The 16546-nt window shown below is 64.6% G+C and carries 20 protein-coding genes and 1 tRNA gene; 8 read left to right on the plus strand and 13 right to left on the minus strand.

The window, feature by feature from the left end; translation table 11 throughout:
- The first annotated feature begins 69 nt into the window (after positions 1-69).
- Positions 70-1227: an NAD(P)/FAD-dependent oxidoreductase gene (locus AC5Y5O_RS28795; protein ID WP_500028401.1), complete on the plus strand. Its 1158-nt coding sequence runs from the start codon at positions 70-72 to the stop codon at positions 1225-1227.
- On the opposite strand, the gene AC5Y5O_RS28800 is transcribed toward AC5Y5O_RS28795, so the two are convergent.
- Positions 1224-1931 (minus strand): GAF and ANTAR domain-containing protein, encoded by a 708-nt coding sequence (locus AC5Y5O_RS28800; protein ID WP_500028403.1) that lies wholly within the window; start codon positions 1929-1931, stop codon positions 1224-1226. The genes AC5Y5O_RS28795 and AC5Y5O_RS28800 overlap by 4 nt on opposite strands.
- Positions 1932-2229: 298 nt before the next feature.
- Between AC5Y5O_RS28800 and AC5Y5O_RS28805 the strand changes: the two genes are divergently transcribed.
- Positions 2230-2538 carry a hypothetical protein gene (locus AC5Y5O_RS28805; RefSeq protein ID WP_096290917.1) on the plus strand — a complete coding sequence of 103 codons (309 nt, stop codon included), beginning with the start codon at positions 2230-2232 and terminating at the stop codon, positions 2536-2538.
- 138 nt (positions 2539-2676) lie between these two features.
- Here AC5Y5O_RS28805 and AC5Y5O_RS28810 read toward each other — a convergent pair whose 3' ends face one another.
- Positions 2677-3036 carry a MerR family transcriptional regulator gene (locus AC5Y5O_RS28810; RefSeq protein WP_500028405.1) on the minus strand — a complete coding sequence of 120 codons (360 nt, stop codon included), beginning with the start codon at positions 3034-3036 and terminating at the stop codon, positions 2677-2679.
- A gap of 142 nt (positions 3037-3178) precedes the next feature.
- Here AC5Y5O_RS28810 and AC5Y5O_RS28815 point away from each other — a divergent pair, with 142 nt between their 5' ends.
- On the plus strand, positions 3179-3616 hold the full coding sequence (locus AC5Y5O_RS28815; RefSeq protein ID WP_096285466.1) for an Hsp20/alpha crystallin family protein: 438 nt from the start codon (positions 3179-3181) through the stop codon (positions 3614-3616).
- Between the two features lie 245 nt (positions 3617-3861).
- Complete coding sequence (locus tag AC5Y5O_RS28820) at positions 3862-4539, plus strand: PAS and ANTAR domain-containing protein (protein ID WP_500028407.1); 678 nt, start codon at positions 3862-3864, stop codon at positions 4537-4539.
- Between the two features lie 37 nt (positions 4540-4576).
- On the opposite strand, the gene AC5Y5O_RS28825 is transcribed toward AC5Y5O_RS28820, so the two are convergent.
- From AC5Y5O_RS28825 to AC5Y5O_RS28855, 7 genes are all read right to left on the minus strand, one after another.
- Positions 4577-4804 carry a deoxyribodipyrimidine photolyase gene (locus AC5Y5O_RS28825; RefSeq protein WP_096290915.1) on the minus strand — a complete coding sequence of 76 codons (228 nt, stop codon included), beginning with the start codon at positions 4802-4804 and terminating at the stop codon, positions 4577-4579.
- A 134-nt stretch (positions 4805-4938) separates the two neighbouring features.
- Positions 4939-5367, minus strand: coding sequence for a pyridoxamine 5'-phosphate oxidase family protein (locus AC5Y5O_RS28830; protein WP_500028408.1), 429 nt, complete (start codon positions 5365-5367; stop codon positions 4939-4941).
- Positions 5368-5415: 48 nt separating this feature from the next.
- Positions 5416-5556, minus strand: a complete 141-nt coding sequence (locus tag AC5Y5O_RS28835) for an MFS transporter small subunit (protein ID WP_500028409.1) — start codon at positions 5554-5556, stop codon at positions 5416-5418.
- The gene (locus tag AC5Y5O_RS28840; protein ID WP_500028410.1) at positions 5553-6935 is read right to left on the minus strand and encodes an OFA family MFS transporter; all 1383 of its coding nucleotides are present in this window, start codon (positions 6933-6935) and stop codon (positions 5553-5555) included. The genes AC5Y5O_RS28835 and AC5Y5O_RS28840 overlap by 4 nt, the downstream gene beginning before the upstream one ends.
- Before the next feature lie 219 nt (positions 6936-7154).
- Positions 7155-7811, minus strand: coding sequence for a class I SAM-dependent methyltransferase (locus AC5Y5O_RS28845; RefSeq protein WP_500028412.1), 657 nt, complete (start codon positions 7809-7811; stop codon positions 7155-7157).
- Positions 7812-7892: 81 nt separating this feature from the next.
- Entirely contained in the window at positions 7893-8939 is a 1047-nt protein-coding gene (locus tag AC5Y5O_RS28850) for an alpha/beta fold hydrolase (RefSeq protein WP_500028416.1), read from the minus strand.
- Between the two features lie 115 nt (positions 8940-9054).
- A complete protein-coding gene (locus AC5Y5O_RS28855; RefSeq protein WP_500028419.1) occupies positions 9055-9288 on the minus strand; it encodes a hypothetical protein in 234 nt (77 codons plus the stop codon).
- Positions 9289-9416: 128 nt separating this feature from the next.
- Between AC5Y5O_RS28855 and AC5Y5O_RS28860 the strand changes: the two genes are divergently transcribed.
- From AC5Y5O_RS28860 to AC5Y5O_RS28870, 3 genes are all read left to right on the plus strand, one after another.
- A complete protein-coding gene (locus AC5Y5O_RS28860) occupies positions 9417-9905 on the plus strand; it encodes a glutathione peroxidase (RefSeq protein ID WP_500028423.1) in 489 nt (162 codons plus the stop codon).
- Between the two features lie 205 nt (positions 9906-10110).
- Positions 10111-11043 (plus strand): LLM class F420-dependent oxidoreductase, encoded by a 933-nt coding sequence (locus tag AC5Y5O_RS28865; RefSeq protein ID WP_500028425.1) that lies wholly within the window; start codon positions 10111-10113, stop codon positions 11041-11043.
- 292 nt (positions 11044-11335) lie between these two features.
- Entirely contained in the window at positions 11336-12268 is a 933-nt protein-coding gene (locus tag AC5Y5O_RS28870; protein WP_500028427.1) for a LysR family transcriptional regulator, read from the plus strand.
- Between the two features lie 48 nt (positions 12269-12316).
- On the opposite strand, the gene espB is transcribed toward AC5Y5O_RS28870, so the two are convergent.
- The 4 genes from espB to AC5Y5O_RS28890 all read right to left on the minus strand — a co-directional run bounded on the left by espB (position 12317) and on the right by AC5Y5O_RS28890 (position 15470).
- Complete coding sequence (gene espB / locus AC5Y5O_RS28875; protein WP_500028430.1) at positions 12317-13819, minus strand: EspB family ESX-1 secretion system-associated protein; 1503 nt, start codon at positions 13817-13819, stop codon at positions 12317-12319.
- Positions 13820-14104: 285 nt separating this feature from the next.
- A tRNA-Met gene (locus AC5Y5O_RS28880) sits at positions 14105-14178 on the minus strand.
- Between the two features lie 75 nt (positions 14179-14253).
- Complete coding sequence (locus AC5Y5O_RS28885; RefSeq protein ID WP_096285436.1) at positions 14254-14781, minus strand: cupin domain-containing protein; 528 nt, start codon at positions 14779-14781, stop codon at positions 14254-14256.
- A 38-nt stretch (positions 14782-14819) separates the two neighbouring features.
- Entirely contained in the window at positions 14820-15470 is a 651-nt protein-coding gene (locus AC5Y5O_RS28890; RefSeq protein ID WP_096285435.1) for an HD domain-containing protein, read from the minus strand.
- Between the two features lie 125 nt (positions 15471-15595).
- Here AC5Y5O_RS28890 and AC5Y5O_RS28895 point away from each other — a divergent pair, with 125 nt between their 5' ends.
- The gene (locus tag AC5Y5O_RS28895) at positions 15596-16540 is read left to right on the plus strand and encodes a GlxA family transcriptional regulator (RefSeq protein ID WP_500028460.1); all 945 of its coding nucleotides are present in this window, start codon (positions 15596-15598) and stop codon (positions 16538-16540) included.
- Positions 16541-16546 lie beyond the last annotated feature (6 nt).

Below are 16546 nucleotides of genomic sequence, written 5' to 3' on the forward strand. Positions count from 1 at the left end.
GGCTACCCGCGTCGGGGTCGTCAAAACAAGGCACCGGTTTAGCCTCCGCTGTGCGGGTATCACGCCGTAATGGTCGACTCCGGATTGATCGTCGTGGGCAGCGGGCCGGCAGGGGTAGCGGCGGCGGAGTCGTTTCGTGAGCACAACGCGGACTTGCCGGTGCACATCCTCACCGCAGACGTCGACGTGCCCTACGCGCGCCCACCGCTGAGCAAGGAGTACCTGCGCGGTCAGACCGAGGACGTAGCACTGCACGATGCGCAGTGGTTCGCCGAGCGGAGCATCGAGCTCACCACGGACGCCCGAGTCGATCGCCTGGACCTCGCTGCGCGCACGCTCTACGTCGGCGACCAGCGGCACACGTACGGCAGCTTGATCTTGGCGTGCGGTGCGGCGCCGCAGGCCCCACCCGTGCCCGGCGGTCAGCGGGCCCTGCTATTGCGCTCCCTGGCCGACGCGACCGCGCTGCGCCACGCCGCGGACAACGCCGACTCCGCCGTGGTGATCGGCTCCGGCTTCATCGGCTGCGAGGCCGCAGCTTCCCTGGCATTGCGCAATGTCTCAGTGACTCTGGTTGCCCCAGAAGCACTTCCGCAGGAGAAGCGGTTAGGCAGCCAGGCCGCCGAACGGCTGCGCGATCTGGTGACAGGTGCCGGGGCTCGCCATATCGGTGGGGTCGCTGTCGAAGAAATCACCAATGCGGGTGTCCGGCTCGACGATGGCGTCACCATCGACTGCGATCTGGTGCTCGCGGCGACGGGCGTCGCGCCGCAGAGCCGCATCGCCGCCGAGGCGGGACTGCAGATGCGTGACTCGCGGATCGTCGTCGGCTCCGACATGGGCACCACGGCACCCGACGTCTACGCTGCCGGCGACGTCGCCTTGGCGCACCATGAGGTCGCGGGACGTCACCTGGTCGTCGAACACTGGCAAGACGCGAGTGACCAAGGCGCGATCGCGGGAGCGTGCGCAGCAAGCTGGCCTACCAAATGGGTTGGCGTGCCGGGGTTTTGGACGTCAGTGGGCGACGCGACCCTGAAGTATCACGCCTGGGGTGACGGCTACGAACGCAGCCAGTTACGCGAGCACCGCGACGGGTTCACCGTGTGGTACGAGTCGGGCGATACGGTGGTCGGGGTGCTGACCCATAACGCCGACGACGACTATGACCTCGGCGAACGGCTCATCGCCGAGCGCCGGACCGTACCCTTCCCGATCGAGCACTAAGGCCGATGCCGGCCCTTGAGCGGATGTTCGCTCTCGATCAACGCCTCGGCCAGATCAATCAGCTTGCGATTGGATTGCTGCGATAGCCGGGTCAGGAGTTCGAATGCCTCGACGGCATCGATGTTGAATCGCTCCATTATCACGCCTTTGGCCTGACCGATGAGGTCCCGCGATGCCAGAGCGCTGCGAAATTGGTCTTTGCGCCGCATCATCGACCACGCCAGCGCGACATGGGTGGCGAAGACGCCGCCGAGCTCAACCGATTCGTCGGGAAATGCATGTGGTTGCTCGGCATAGAAATTCAGCGCCGCCGTCGTGCTGCCGTCGACGAACAGCTCGTAGGACAATACGGAGCGGATCGGCGTGTTCTCCAGGGCGAATTGTTGATAACGGGGCCAACGTTCGTCTGCGCCGAGATCCGCGACGTACATCATGTGGTGCTCCCAAGCGGCCGCGACGCACGGCCCTTCCCGGTAGCGCTGCTGCGCGGCGTCGAGTTCCGTCGCGTAGCGATGCGTGGCAACCACATTGGTGATCGCTTTGCCCGCGTCGACCAGGGTGATTCCTGCGTATTGGCAACGGGCGATATGCGCCGTGCCGCGTTCGATGAGCTCTTGGAGCCCGGTCTCGGTTGCGGTGCTCTGGCGCTCGATGCTGGCAACCAGCTCTGCCAATTCCGCGACGATGGTGTTGTTGCCGTCCATGCCATACCCCCTCAAGGGAGCCGGGCCTCCCCCGCACCGCGGGGGGGGGCGATCAGCCTATTGAGCGTGACCGTGGTGCTTGGCGCAATCATAAGCCGCGCCTAGTTCTGTTTCACCCGCGGGAGCCATGACCCAAAACCTTATTGACGCTGGCGAATCGGAATCATCGGTCACGAAGCCAAATAACGAAGGTAGGGCCCGTTAACGAAAGCTCCTGATCACCCGGACCGGGCGACACCGGCGTTTAATCCCCTGTGCCGTCGGGCAATCGGCCAGTGTGGATAGCAACAACGACGACATGCTGGACCAGTCCGAAAGCCTCGATTCCGACGAGGTGCGCAACGACGACGGTGACGAAGTCGTAGACCCGCCGAACCGGTGGATCGATGCCGACGATCACGAGTCACTCGACGAGAAACTCGCGGCGGAAACTCCCGACGATTCGGGGGTCGGCCAGTCATCCAGGTATTCAGACGAATCCGACGAGGTGGAGTTGGTGAGCGACGACGAGCTAGACCGCATCGACCCGCAGGCTCACGGTCGCGAACGCGGCCAGATCGACGGCACGCCGGAGGACGGCGACTCATTCTTCAACGTTGAAAAATGACTGCGAACTCTGTTGCGCTGCCTAGCTTTCCGCTGCCTGTTGCGCCTTGGCGTAGGCGTGCTGCGGCACTCAGGATTGTCGGCGCGGTCGGCGCCGACCCCACCGCGCAACGATTCCGCGTGGTCGCATAGTTCTAGTTCATTTCTTCCCTTTGGATTTCCCGACTTTCGCAGCTGAGCGTAAGGTGCGGTTGCTCGAGCGCAGATCGGAGTTCGCCGCGGATAGTTCCGCGTTGTCGTCTTCGAGGCTGAGGATGCGCGCGATGCCGGCCAGGTTGACGCCGGCATCGACCAGCGCGCTGATGCGCCGCAGTCGCGCCAAATCGTCGGCGCTGTAGCGCCGGGTTCCGCCATCGCTGCGAGAAGGCATCAGAAGGCCGTGGCGCTCGTAGAGACGTAGCGACTGCACGGCAACGCCGGACAGCTCAGCGGCGACCGAGATGCCGTACACGCCATGGTCAGGCGACGGCGCGCTGGTCTCGTCCGGGATGTCGGTCATCGAGCACCTCCTCGCTTGCTCGCACAGAAAACCTGTTTATCACACTTGCACTGAACTTTCGACGGTGATATACAAAACCTATGCCAGATGGCACAGGTAAATTCAACACCATGGCAACAGATTGGAGTGTGAGATGGCTGCAATGCTGATGCGTACCGACCCCTTCCGGGACCTGGACCGGTTCGCCCAACAAGTACTGGGCACGGCCGCCCGCCCCGCGGTGATGCCAATGGACGCTTGGCGCGAGGGCGAGGAATTCGTCGTCGAGTTCGACTTGCCGGGAATCGACGCCGATTCGCTGGACATCGACATCGAGCGGAATGTGGTGACCGTGCGGGCCGAGCGTCCGGCTCTCGATCCCAACCGGGAGATGCTCGCCACCGAGCGGCCCCGCGGCGTGTTCAGCAGACAGCTGGTGCTCGGCGACAACCTCGACACCGACAAGATCGAGGCGTCCTACACCGAAGGCGTCCTGCGCCTACGCATCCCGGTGGCCGAAAGAGCCAAACCCCGCAAGATCAACATCGGCCGCGGCGAGGGACGCCAGGCCATCGACCAACGGGAGGTCATCAACGCCTAATCGGCTGGTTGGGGCGGGGCGGCGGCCGACTTCGGGGACCGGCGCCGCACCCGCCTCCGGCCCAGCAGCGCCGACCCTTATGTCATGATTTGACTCGCCCTCGGCGTTGAACAACCAGCGCCCTACATATCGACGCCGTGGCCTCGCGAGTTCTCGCATCTTCCTTGCCTCTGTGGGCTGGACCGTGCACGTGTGGCGGCGGTCGGTCGTGTCGGTGATCTGAACCCGAGGAGACGAAGTCCGCGATGAATTGGGACCTCAACGGCCAATCGGCCGACGTCGAACAAGCCCTGGCCGGCGGTGCGCCGCATCGAGCGGGCTGGTTCCGGTTCTACTTCTCCGACCAGCGCTGGGAGTGGTCAGAACAGGTACAGCGGTTGCACGGGTACGAGGCCGGCACCGTGACCCCGACCACCGAGCTGGTGCTGTCCCACAAACACCCGGACGACCGCGGGCAGGTCGCGGCAACCATCGATCAGATCCTCAACACCCATCAGGCGTTCAGCACGCGCCACCGGATTATCGACACCGGCGGACAGGTCCATCAGGTCGTGGTCGTCGGTGACCAACTGCGCGATGGCCAGGGTGAAGTCATCGGAACCCATGGGTTTTACGTCGACGTTTCTGCACCGCCCGACCAGGAACGTGAAGACCTCGTCACCGCGAAGCTGGCCGAGATCGCCGAACAGCGTGCCGGCATCGAGCAGGCCAAAGGAATGTTGATGCTGGTCTACGGCATCGCCGATGGTCCGGCCTTCGAGTTGCTCAAGTGGCTGTCCCAGGAGGCCAACATCAAGCTGCGGTTGCTCGCCGAACAGATCTGCGAAGACTTCCGCACCCTCGGTCCCCGCGTCAGCGCCCAGTCGGACTTCGACCACTTACTACTGACCGCGCATGAGCGCGTCGACCCGGCAATTCGATAGGGGCGCGCAAAGGGCACCCGGCGATTTGCTGGCCGCGCTATGACTTTTTGCTCGGAATGACGATGACAACGATCAGGGTAAGGATCGAGAAGAAGAGCCCGAGAAGTCCCCATCCCAACGGATTGCGACCCTTCATGGCGGCGATGAGGCCGCACACTATCGCGGCGATCACGCTGCCAATCGCGACGAATATACCCTTGATCCCGCGCAGAATGAACCCCGCCGCAAGCGGATCCGAACTAGCCAGAATAACCGAGTGCAACATGTCGAGGTCCTTTCCTCGTGAGAAGTCGTTAGGGAATACCCTCACAAGGATCGCCTAAACAGCAATTACGCGCCCGAGCAGCCCGTCGCTGGCGAAACGCAATCCATTAACTGTTTGCCACGGAAGGCATGCGCTTAGAACGCATCGGAGAAATCAGCGGTGATCCAGCGATCCGGGCGCACGGTGAATAATACGCTTTCGTCATTCTCCATGCTGCTGACGAACGCGCGCCCGCCTTCCTCGCCGAGGTAGCGGATCGCGATCTCCTCGCGCACGGCCAACGGGGCCGGCTTGGTGGTGTCGACCACGGTGCCCTCGACGACCACATATTGATACGGCAGTTCCTCGCGCTGCACGACAAGTGTCACCACTCCGGCCCGCTCGATGAGCTTGGCCTTACGAGACGACGCTCCGGTGTTGATTCGGATGTTTCCGCCCGGGGCGTAGTCGTACCAAATCGGAACGCTGGCCGGCGGACGGCCGTCGTCGGCGGCTACGGACAACACGCCAACATGCTTGGCTTCGAGGAATTCCTGACGTTCGCTTTCGGTGAATGAGCCCATGGCGGGTGAACGCGCAACCCGAGCGAGGCTATTCCCTCCGACGTCGAGTCAGTTCGCAAACAGAGCCGGGATCTTCGCCACCAGCTCGTAGACGCCGTAGGCGAATGGCACTCCGACCCACAACCAGCTGGCAAGACCCAGCAGCGTGCCGCGCGGTGAGGCCCCGGCGACCCATCGGCCGGTGGTCATTGGGTAGCCTCCCCGGAAATCACACTCTCGGGTTTTCGCGTATCGACCGCCGACACGATGAAACTCGGGGGGCGCGGCGTACGAATCAGCTCGTTGCACACCAGGCCGATCAGCAACAGGATCACCATGATCGTGAACGACCAGCGGTATCGCTGCGGACCCACCACATGGGCGGCGATGCGATTGTCGGCAATCGCGTTGACAATCACCGGCCCGAGCACGCCCGCGGTCGACCACGCGGTAAGCAGCCGGCCGTGGATCGCCCCGACTTCTAGATAGCCGAACAGGTCGCGTAGATAGGCCGGCACCGTCGCGAACCCCGCGCCGTAGAAAGACAGCAGCAGGATGCAGATCACCAGGAACAGCGGCTTGCTCGCGTTCTGCGCGACGATCAAGACGGCGTAGAGGATCGCCCCGACACCGAGATAGAGCCGGTACATGTTCTTGCGGCCCACCGTGTCCGAAGCCGTGGACCAGAGTATGCGTCCGGCCGAGTTGGCCAGCGACAGCATTGCGACGAAGCCCGCCGCCGCCGCGGTCAAGGCCGTGGGCGAGGCCGCATGCGGAAAGTAGTCTCGGTAGATCGGCGTTGCCCGTTCCAGGATGCCAATGCCCGCAGTGACATTGAAGCACAACACAATCCACAACAACCAGAACTGGGGCGTCTTGATCGCCTCATTGGCGGTGCGGTCGGGCCCCGCCGCATGCGGGATCTTCGACGCTGCCACCCTGACGATCGGCGGTTCCCATTGGTGCGGTGGCACGCGAACCAGGAGGACTCCCACCGACATGAAGACCGCATACACCAGGCCCATGACCAAGAACGTCGCCGCCAGCCCATGGCGGTCGGTACCGAACCACTTCATCAACTGCGACGACCACGGCGAGGCGATCAGCGCACCGCCGCCGAACCCCATGATGGCGAATCCGGTCGCCATGCCCGGCCGGTCGGGAAACCACTTCATCAATGTGGAAACCGGTGCGATGTAACCGATCCCGAGTCCAATTCCGCCGATGACTCCGTAGCCCAGGATGACCAGCCACATCTGGCCGATATCGGCCGCCACCGCCGAAACGAGCAAACCGCCGCAAAAGCAGACGGTCGCCACGAACATCGCCCAACGGGGGCCTCGCCGTTCGACCGCGGTGCCGAAGACGGCTGCCGACACGCCTAGCATGACGATGCCCAGCGTGAACGGCATGGCACTCAAAAGGCCAGATGCCCTCAGCGATTCGTGCAGTGGGAGCTTGAACACGCTCCAGGAGTAAACGCTGCCGATCGCTAAATGTATCGAGAGCGCGGCGGGCGCCACGAGCCACCTACTCCATCCTGGACTGGCAACGATCCGATCGCGCGACAGCACTCCAGCAGACTCCATCGTCCTCTTTTCACACCGGGCTCCGCGCGCGCATCGCAACGTCCGGCGATGTCCTGTCGGTTGCCAATTGCTAAGCAAGACAGAAATATCCGGAAGCATCTTGATGAAGCGTCGCGGAGGTCCTGCCGATCAATTTTCGGCAAGTCCACCCGATGCTAGCGACCGAGGTCACAGTTGGACGTCGTGGAATTGTGATGAAAACGGGGGTAGTCACACAGACTAGCGAGTTGCCCGCCCCGTCAAGAGCGGATGCACAATCCGCGGCATTCCGCGCCATACGAAACTTTCCGCCGTGACAGCAAATCCACACGCACGCATCAGCTCCCCGGTCGGGCGATTGCAGCAGCAGCCACCGGCGAAAGCACGCCACGGGCGGAACAGGTAGTCCTGCCACGCCGCAAGCAACCGAGAATTCGCCCGCACATGTTCGACGAACAGCAACTGCCCACCCGGGCGCAACACGCGGGCGATCTCGCGCAAGGCACGCTCGGGATTCTCGACGGTGCACAGGACAAGCGTCGAGACAACGGTATCCACCGACTCATCGGTCAGCGGCAAGCACTCCGCGGGTGCATTGACGATTCGCGCCGGACGGGCATGCCGATGCAAGCGGCGCGCGAGCTTTCGGCGCATGGCCGGCTCGGGCTCCATGAGCACCAGATCATCGATGTCGTCGGGATAGTGCGCGATGTTCAGTCCCGTTCCCGCGCCGATCTCGACGACGCGCCCCCGCGCGGCACTCACCAGCGTGCGCCGCCGGCGGCGCATGCCCGCCAGCTCGCCGACCCACACGAACGGGTCGTACACCAGCGCCATGATCCGCAGCCAGGCCGCGGACGGCGGGCGCATTTCCAGTTCGGTAACGGTCTGTGTCATGGCGCATAACGTAGAAGCCGCCACGGGGTGCGCGCATCGCCCAAGACGGCCATCTTGCAGCGATGGCCCGTTTCGGCTAGGTCAGAGAAGTCCGAGACGCGCCGCCTCGGCAACGGCGGCCGCGCGTGAGGTGCGCCCTAGCTTGCGGCGGATGTTCGCGACGTGGCGGTGCACCGTGTGCGGGCTCAGCACGAGCTGCTCGGCGATCTCGCGATCGTTCAGACCGTGCGCGAGGCAGCCGAGAACCTCGCGTTCGCGGGCGGAGAGCAGGCCGGGCTCCGCCTCGCGGGTGTGCCCCTGGGACAGAGGGTCCAGCGGCCCCAGCGCCGCCCGGCATGCGCGCGCGACGGAATCCACGTCACCGTGCCAGGGGAAGTGCGCGCTGCCGGGCAGCGAGGTCAAGGCGGCGCCCGGAATCGCGGCCGCGACCTCGCGACCGAGCCGGTGCGGCACCGCCCGATCGTCGCGTCGATGTACCACCAGCGTTTCGGCGCTGACCCTGGGCAGGTACGCCCGTACGTCGAGGCGATAGACGAGGCGCAACAACGAGGCGGCGGCCTCGGCGGTCGCGGCCTCGCGCTGCAACTGCGCAAAACGTTCGTGCTCTGCTGAGTCGGCAGCGCCGAGGAACATGTTGCTGAGCAGAAGGGAGCCGAGTCCCCAATGCGCGCGAACCGCCGCGACGATCGCGTCGCCCACTTCGGGTGCGGTAATAGCCGAGCCGTCGGCGTAGGACCCGTACAACACCAACCGCCCGACCTGTTCGGGATACGTTGCGGCATAAGCGATTGCGGTGCAGCTCCCGCAGGATCCGCCCAGCAGCGATACGCGTTCGTAGCCCAGCTCGTCGAGGAGCGCGCGCAGCATGGCCACTTCCCCGTCCAGGGTCAGGTCCGAATCTTCGACCGTGCGGTCCGACATGCCGACGCCGAGCCGGTCGTAGCGGATCAGGGTGTAGCCGTCGGCGACGGCCTCCCAGAATTGCCGGAAGCCGGCGCCCTCCCAGTCGAGTTCGAGATGGCTTACCCACCACGCCGGAGCCACCAGCGGCGGACCGTCCCCGCGTACGTCGAACGCCACGCGGCGGTCGCCGACGCGCAGGAACCGGATCTCGGACTTTGCCAGCATCGCAATGAGCGTACGACGATGCGGCCAGCGAAATGACCGTTATCGACGGGCTAGAGCAATCCGAGCAATTGCAGGTCGAAACGTATTTTGACGATGATCGGCGACGTGTCGTCGTCTAGTCCTGCGACTTGTCCTCGTCGTCGGACTCGTCGGCGTCGTCGGCATCGTCAGAGTCCTCGGACTCGTCGAGCTTGTCGGCGAACTTGGTCAGGAGCGCGCCCAGCTTCTTGGCCTCCTGCGCCGACAACGAATCTTCGAAGACCTGGTTTTCCTTGTCGGAGATGCGCTCAAGGCAAACCGCGTTGCTCTTGATACTGACGTCCCACCGGCTTCCCTCTTGATCAGCCATTCGATCCCGCCTTCCCAGCTAGCAACCTGTTGTTGAAACGTCCCGCGCGTTACCGCAGCGGTTACCCACTTCTGATGCTGGCGAACAGCCGTAGCCCTGGATCGGTTCGGTGCGTTAGCGTCATCGGCGTGACTCTCAAAGACATCGCCCTGACCACCCTCGACGGCCAACCGACCACGCTGGCCGAATTGTCCGACGGCGCAACGCTGGTCGTGAACGTGGCCTCGAAATGCGGGCTGACGCCGCAGTACACGGCCCTCGAGAAGTTGGCCAAGGACTACGGCGACCGCGGCCTGACGGTGGTCGGCGTCCCGTGCAATCAGTTCATGGGCCAGGAGCCGGGCACGGCCGATGAGATTCAGGACTTCTGCTCGACGACCTACGGAGTGACGTTTCCGCTGCTGGCGAAGACCGACGTCAACGGCGACGACCGCCACCCGTTGTATGCCGAACTGACCAAGGCCGCCGATGCCGACGGCCAGGCGGGAGACATCCAGTGGAACTTCGAGAAGTTCCTGCTCTCCCCCGACGGTGCGGTGACCAACCGCTTCCGGCCTCGCACCGAGCCCGACGCCCCCGAGGTCGTCACCGCCATCGAGGCCGTGCTGCCGCGGTAGACGACGGTTCGGCTTTAGCGCGTTTTGCTCACGCACGGGGAGTTCGTGGTCGTTGCCAACAGCCCCAGCATCAGGTTGGCCGCAGCCGCGCGACGGGGTCGAGCGCGCCGCCCGTGGTGCGAGTTCGGCTAGCGTGGGCATAGTCGCCAGCGCACCTGACGCTGTCACGGCATGACCACGACGCAGACAGGATACGAAGAAAGCCATGGATTTTCGGGTATTCGTCGAGCCACAACAGGGTGCCTCCTACGCAGATCAACTCGCTGTCGCTCAGACCGCCGAACAGCTCGGCTTCGCCGCGTTTTTCCGATCCGACCACTTCCTGGCGATGAGCGGCGACGGCTTGCCCGGCCCGACTGATTCGTGGGTGACGTTAGGGGCGATCGCGCGCGAGACCTCACGCATACGGCTGGGGACGCTGGTGACTTCCGCGACCTTCCGTTACCCGGGACCGCTAGCGATCGCGGTGGCCCAGGTGGATGAAATGAGCCGCGGGCGAGTCGAATTGGGCCTCGGTAGCGGTTGGTTCGAAAAAGAACACGCCGCTTACGGGCTGCCGTTTCCCCCGGTGCACGAACGCTTCGACCGGCTCACCGAACAGCTGGCCATCGTCACCGGATTGTGGACGACGCCCTCCGGCGCGACATTCGACTACCCGGGCGAGCACTATCAAGTCAGCGACTCGCCGGCACTTCCTAAACCGCTGCAGCGTCCGCATCCGCCGATCATCATCGGGGGCGCCGGAGCCAAACGCACCCCGGCACTGGCGGCCTCTTATGCCGCCGAATTCAACGTCCCCTTTGCCCCGATCGACGTCGTCAGAACTCAATTCCGACGGGTGGGCGCCGCGATGGAGGCGGCCAACCGCCCGGCCGACTCGATCGTCTACTCGTGCGCGTTCGTGCTGTGCGCCGGACGCGATGACTCGGAGGTGGCCAGGCGCGCGGCGGCGATCGGCCGCGACGTGGCGGAACTGCGCTCTAACAGCCCGCTCGTGGGTACCCCCGCCGAAATCGTCGACAAGTTGAGCGCGTGGACAGACCTGGGTGTGCAACGGATCTACGCCCAAGTCCTGGACTTGTCTGATCTGGCCCATCTGGAGCTGTTGGCGGCCGAGGTGATGTCACGACTGCGGTAGTGCCTAGAGCTGGACAGCGCGCTGACCAAGTCCCCCGATGCCGACGGCCAGGCCCGAGACATCCAGTGGAATGTCCACTGCCGCAACGATGCACCGTTACCTCAATGCTCCTGACGGACGCGATCCTGCTGCCCGAGAGGCGAACGCAGCATTAGTGTGAACCACCCCCTGGACGTAAACCGCCTGGCGCCTGTCGGCGGCCCGTGGTGAACCTGTTGCGGATGACCGTGGTCGGGTGAGCGCCCGGGGCCGAACCGCCCGAAGGCCGGCGCACGCACTTTAAGATCGGTTCGTGGAGCTCCGCCAGCTCGAGGCCTTCGTGGCAGTGGCAATTGAGCTGCATTTCGGACGTGCCGCGAAAAAACTGCACATGGGCCAACCCACGCTGAGCGAGCTGGTGCAGCGGTTGGAGCGCGAGCTGGGTGCACCGTTGCTGACGCGCACCACCCGCCGGGTCGCCTTGACCAACGCGGGAACCGAGTTGCTCGGTCGTGCCAAAGTCATTCTCGACGAGGTCGCGTCGGCTACCGCCGCGGTGCGTCGACTGGCCCAGGGTGACGCCGGCACCGTGCGCCTGGGTATCACCCCGACCGTCGCGCCGGTGCTCGCGCCTCACCTCGCTGTCGCCCTACAAGCCGCGGCGCCCGAAGTCGAACTCGTTGTCCGGCGAATGTGGTTGACCGATCTCGATCGCGCGGTCGCGGACGGCACGGTCGACGTGGCGATAACCTGCGGCCTGGTGCCAGATCCCCCCGGAGTCGTTGGCGAAGTGTTCTGCGGCGAACCCTTGCTGGTGGAATTGCGAACCGACCACCGTCTTGCAACGCGCGATTCGGTTGCGCTGGCCGACTTGGCGGGCGAGACGCTCGGTATTCACAGCGAGGCCTTATTCCCGGCGTGGGCGCTGGCCCAACGCCAAGCCCTTGCGGCCGCCGGAGCGTCGCCGCCCACCGTCGAGCTCGCAGATTTCGATTTGTCCGCAGCTCGGTGGACGTCGCAGACCGGCGTCGACTGGATCCTCAAGACGCGATCTATCGCGGGGGCCGAGGTGAACTCACTAATTCGACCCGTGGTTCCCCGCCAATTCGTGCCGTACACGTTGCAATGGAATCCCGATCGAGCCCCGACCGCCGCGGTGAGCCGCTTCGTGCACTTGGCACTCACCGCACAAGTGCCCTCGTGCTGGGTCACCCAGCCCGACCACTTGCGCCATCACCCCGGCTGAGCGGCTGACGGGGGCGGTGAAAACCCGGCTCCCACACAACTTGCGCGATCACGCATCGAGGCGTGCGTAGGCGAGGGGTTTCACTATTTCCTTTTCGGGTGATGTCTTGATGCGTCGACCGATGACTCCCTCGGTCCAGGCCCGCCGCTCCGTGTAGAGCGCCCCCTCCGCTTGCACGCGTTTGCTCTTTTCGGTGCCTGTCCGTTGCGCGCCGGCCGGAGCCATCGGCCCCGCGCCCATGCCGCCCGAGCCCATCGCGGCGCCGGCGCCCGGGAACCCACGGCCCACACCCGGACCCGCAGCGCCGTTCGCCGCCGGGGCCGGCGACGGTTCCTGAGTGGATGGGGGCATCAGCGGCACGGTCGGCACGCCACCGCCGATGCCGCCGCGCCCGAATGACGCTGGTTTGAGCGCTGAACCGGTCGATCGGCCCGAGCCCGTTGCTGGGACCGGCGGCCCTGCGGCGGCATCGCTCAGCATCGACCCCGCGGGCTTGGGCGGCATCCCGACCGATGGCAGAGGGGGCATGCCACCCAGGCCGCCGAAGCCGTCGCCCAGGGGCAACTCATCAGGCAGGTCCTGGGTGCCCAGGTCACCAAAAGTGTCGACTCCCATGTCGAAGTCGGAAACGGACCCGGTTGGAAACATGTCGGGGTTCACCGGCGCCAGCGGCAACGAGGCGTTAGCAGCATAAAGCTTCAATGCCCCCTCGGACTGCTTCTGCATTCGTGTATACCAAGCGATTGCGTAATGCAGACCGTCCCGGTCAGCATCCATATAGTACTTGTACCAATAATCGCAATTTGATATGTCAATAGGCCCGGGATGCTCTTCGGGATTCAGATAATTTCCGTCCGAATCCTCGTCCGCCGAACCGCTTGCGGCCCTGAGCTTTTTCTGGGCATCAACGACCCCGCTGGCCTGCTTACTGAGCGTGGTGCACGATTGCACCATCGAATATATCCAAGCTCGGTGCTGCTCGAAATTCTGCTCCACGGCGGTTCTTGCGTCACCTTCCCAGGAAACAAACGGGCGAAAACGTAAGGCTTCCTGCTGGAGTGTTCGCTGAAACGTGTCCCAGTCGTCGCTAAATGCCGCGAACGCCACGCCCTGATCGCCGTCTTCGATGTCCATCGTCGCCTGCCTGACCTCGTAGTAAGGATAGTCAAAGGGAGCAGAGAAGGGCAGTGGCGGCGGCGGCGAAAAGCCAGGATCTTCGTCCGGGCCGGCGTCGGTCAATAGCTGGAAATTCCCGCCTCCGGCCCCTTCGTCGTTGATGGAATCCGCGGCGACTTCGTCGGCTTCTTGGTAGGCTTTCGCCGCCTTCCTCAGGGATTTCGCCAGCGCTTTCCATTCCCGTTCGCAACCCTTTAAATACAACCGCACCGCGTCAGCGGAAAGTGCGAGCTGCGCGGCGGCGTCTTTGGCGAAAGAAATGGCACACGGCTCTGGCGGATTGGTGGGCGGGATCGCCGGAAGCGGTCGCTCGAGTTCTTCGGCGCGGGCGATCAGCTCCACGTATTCCACGTTCACCGTCTGCGGCTGCGTCATGTCGATCCTCTCCTATCAGTTGTTCCGGACTTAGACTGCCCGGCACCGGCGAATGGAAAAAGGGCCAGTATCGAATCACACCGATCGCCCGAGCCGATCAATCTCGGCTCCACCCCGCAGTTCACGTCGAGAACTATCCCGGGACATCCGGACTCCACCTCTGGGAAAGAGGCGGACTGATTCAGGTGGTAAGGCACTCACCGGAGCCCCAAAGGCCCCAAACGGAAAAGCCGCAGACCTCAAGGAGGTCCGCGGCTATTCCGATGTCTTGCGACACCACATTTGTAGCGGGGACAGGATTCGAACCTGCGACCTCTGGGTTATGAGCCCAGCGAGCTACCGAGCTGCTCCACCCCGCGTCGGTAAATGCAAGGTTACCGAACCGGTGTCGAGCCGACCAAATCGCGGGCTCAGCGGGGGTATCGGTGCTGACCTCAATGGGAAGGCGGGTTCAGCCCGTACCGCCGCGCGAGGTCGTCCATCCAGGCCGGCGAGCCGTAGATCAGCCCATACTTGTCGGCGAGTTCGCCGAACGCGGGCAGTTCGTGCAGCGGCTTGCCGGCCGGGTCGTCGGCGTGCTCGACGAGCAATTCGCCGAGTTCGCGGAAGTAATTCTCGAACCCGCCCGGAGTGATGATCTCGATGATGCGGCCCGGCTCGCTGCCGGCGTTCCACATCGCGTGCATCTGCCCGCGCGGCTTGGTGATGTAACCACCGGGTCCGAGCACCACCTCGCTGTCGTCGGAGCGGAAGCCGATCTCGCCCGCCAGCACGATCGAGTGCTCGTCCTCACGGGTGTGCCGATGCGCCGCGGTGAGCAAGCCGACGGCGAACGGGTGCTCGACGATGGACACCTCACCCCCGTTGGTCTTGCCGGACAGCTTGAACACCGCCCCGAAACCCGGCAGCGTCACGACGTCGCCCTCCCCCGGCCGCACCACCGTCACCCCGATTTGGTTCATGTGCCTACCCTCCTCGGAAAGCCCTTGCGCTGCAACGCTTATTCAGGCCACGTGTTGTTGAGGATGGTCTCGACGAAGTTCTCGCGGACGAACGTCGGGTCGAAGTGCGCGAGCACGTCGTCGTTGACCGTGCCGAAGGTGCTGTGTGGGCGGTGCTTCATTCCGTCGTTGAACGCGGCCAGGATGCGCTGCTTGAAATTCGGGCGCGGGTGCGCCGCGGTGACCGCCTCCAGGGCCTGCGGCGAAAGCTCGTCGCGGTCGATGCCCAGTACGTCGGTTTCAACGCCCGCGGTCACCAGGGCGACTTCGGGTGCCAGGAACTCGGGGATGCCGGGAGTCGTGTGCAACGCGATGCTCAGCCACACCTTGTCGGCGTCGGCTTGGTCGACATCATGCTCGAGCAGGAAGGTACGTGCCGCGTTGGCTCCGTCGACCTCGAAACGCAGCTGCGAGGTCCGGTAACGCTCGGTGAGGCCGAGATCGTGGAACATCGCCCCGGCGTAGAGCAACTCCAGGTTCGGTTGCAGTCCGCGACGGCGTCCCTGCAAAGCACCGAACAGGAACACCCGGCGGGAGTGGTCGAAGAGCAGGTCGTCTTCTGCCCCGCGGATGTGGGCGGTGATCGCCCGCACCAATGCGGTGTCGGGTATCGCGATGTCGGCAATGGTGTCCACCATCTGAATATCCATGATTTGCCTCCTCGTTGGTGTTGCCAGTCAGTTTGCGGGCATACGGGCAAACCGACCGTCGTCGTTCCTGCCGTCTTCTCCACAGAAAACGACACAATGGATCGGTGGCCGAAGCGCGTTCGCGAGTGGTGGTAATCGTCGTCTTCGACGGAGTAACGCTGTTGGACGTCGCGGGGGCGGGCGAAGTGTTCGTCGAGGCCAACCGGTTCGGCGCCGACTATCAACTCAAGATCGCGTCCGTGGACGGCAACGACGTGACCAGCTCGATCGGGACACGATTGGGCGTCACCGACAGCCTTTCGGCCATCGATTCCGCCGATACCGTCATGGTCGCCGGCAGCGACAGTCTGCCAACGCAAGCGATCGATCCCGCGCTCGTGGAGGCGGTCCGATCGGTGGGGCCGCGAACCCGGCGGCTGGCGTCCATCTGCACGGGCTCGTTCGTCCTCGCGCGGGCCGGCTTACTCAACGGCCGGCGCGCCACCACCCATTGGCACGAGACCCGGCGATTGGCCCGGGCCTTCGGAGATGTCACCGTCGAGCCGGACGCGATCTTCGTGCGCGACGGCGACGTCTACACCTCCGCGGGCGTGTCCTCGGGCATCGACCTGGCACTGGCGTTGGTCGAAATGGATTACGGGACAGAGCTGGTCCGTGACGTGGCCCGGTGGTTGGTCGTCTACCTCAAACGCGCGGGCGGCCAATCGCAGTTCTCGGTGCTGGTCGAGGCCGACCCGCCGGCGGGATCGCCGCTGCGCACGGTCACCGATGCGATCGCGGCCAATCCCGCTCTCGACCACAGCGTGTCCAAGCTCGCCGCCAAGGCGTCGCTGAGCACCCGGCAGCTGACCCGGCTGTTCCAGTCGGAGCTGGGGATGACACCGGCGCGCTATGTCGAGTTGGTTCGAATCGACTTCGCGCGTGCCGGGCTCGAAGCCGGCCGGACCGTCACGGAGACAGCGCATCTCGCGGGTTTCGGCAGCATCGAAACGCTGCGCCGCGTGTTCGTCAACCACCTGGGCATCAGCCCGAAGGCCTACCGGGACCGGTTCCGCACCGCCTGCGCGTGAAAGCGG

Source organism: Mycobacterium sp. NGS40, from assembly GCF_059812735.1.

What these genes read in the sequence shown, in the direction of transcription:
- AC5Y5O_RS28795 (WP_500028401.1), top strand. Translation starts at nt 70, where the DNA reads ATGGTCGACTCCGGATTGATCGTCGTGGGCAGCGGGCCGGCAGGGGTA.
- AC5Y5O_RS28800 (WP_500028403.1), bottom strand. Translation starts at nt 1,931, where the DNA reads ATGGACGGCAACAACACCATCGTCGCGGAATTGGCAGAGCTGGTTGCC.
- AC5Y5O_RS28805 (WP_096290917.1), top strand. Translation starts at nt 2,230, where the DNA reads ATGCTGGACCAGTCCGAAAGCCTCGATTCCGACGAGGTGCGCAACGAC.
- AC5Y5O_RS28810 (WP_500028405.1), bottom strand. Translation starts at nt 3,036, where the DNA reads ATGACCGACATCCCGGACGAGACCAGCGCGCCGTCGCCTGACCATGGC.
- AC5Y5O_RS28815 (WP_096285466.1), top strand. Translation starts at nt 3,179, where the DNA reads ATGCTGATGCGTACCGACCCCTTCCGGGACCTGGACCGGTTCGCCCAA.
- AC5Y5O_RS28820 (WP_500028407.1), top strand. Translation starts at nt 3,862, where the DNA reads ATGAATTGGGACCTCAACGGCCAATCGGCCGACGTCGAACAAGCCCTG.
- AC5Y5O_RS28825 (WP_096290915.1), bottom strand. Translation starts at nt 4,804, where the DNA reads ATGTTGCACTCGGTTATTCTGGCTAGTTCGGATCCGCTTGCGGCGGGG.
- AC5Y5O_RS28830 (WP_500028408.1), bottom strand. Translation starts at nt 5,367, where the DNA reads ATGGGCTCATTCACCGAAAGCGAACGTCAGGAATTCCTCGAAGCCAAG.
- AC5Y5O_RS28835 (WP_500028409.1), bottom strand. Translation starts at nt 5,556, where the DNA reads ATGACCACCGGCCGATGGGTCGCCGGGGCCTCACCGCGCGGCACGCTG.
- AC5Y5O_RS28840 (WP_500028410.1), bottom strand. Translation starts at nt 6,935, where the DNA reads ATGGAGTCTGCTGGAGTGCTGTCGCGCGATCGGATCGTTGCCAGTCCA.
- AC5Y5O_RS28845 (WP_500028412.1), bottom strand. Translation starts at nt 7,811, where the DNA reads ATGACACAGACCGTTACCGAACTGGAAATGCGCCCGCCGTCCGCGGCC.
- AC5Y5O_RS28850 (WP_500028416.1), bottom strand. Translation starts at nt 8,939, where the DNA reads ATGCTGGCAAAGTCCGAGATCCGGTTCCTGCGCGTCGGCGACCGCCGC.
- AC5Y5O_RS28855 (WP_500028419.1), bottom strand. Translation starts at nt 9,288, where the DNA reads ATGGCTGATCAAGAGGGAAGCCGGTGGGACGTCAGTATCAAGAGCAAC.
- AC5Y5O_RS28865 (WP_500028425.1), top strand. Translation starts at nt 10,111, where the DNA reads ATGGATTTTCGGGTATTCGTCGAGCCACAACAGGGTGCCTCCTACGCA.
- espB (WP_500028430.1), bottom strand. Translation starts at nt 13,819, where the DNA reads ATGACGCAGCCGCAGACGGTGAACGTGGAATACGTGGAGCTGATCGCC.
- AC5Y5O_RS28885 (WP_096285436.1), bottom strand. Translation starts at nt 14,781, where the DNA reads ATGAACCAAATCGGGGTGACGGTGGTGCGGCCGGGGGAGGGCGACGTC.
- AC5Y5O_RS28890 (WP_096285435.1), bottom strand. Translation starts at nt 15,470, where the DNA reads ATGGATATTCAGATGGTGGACACCATTGCCGACATCGCGATACCCGAC.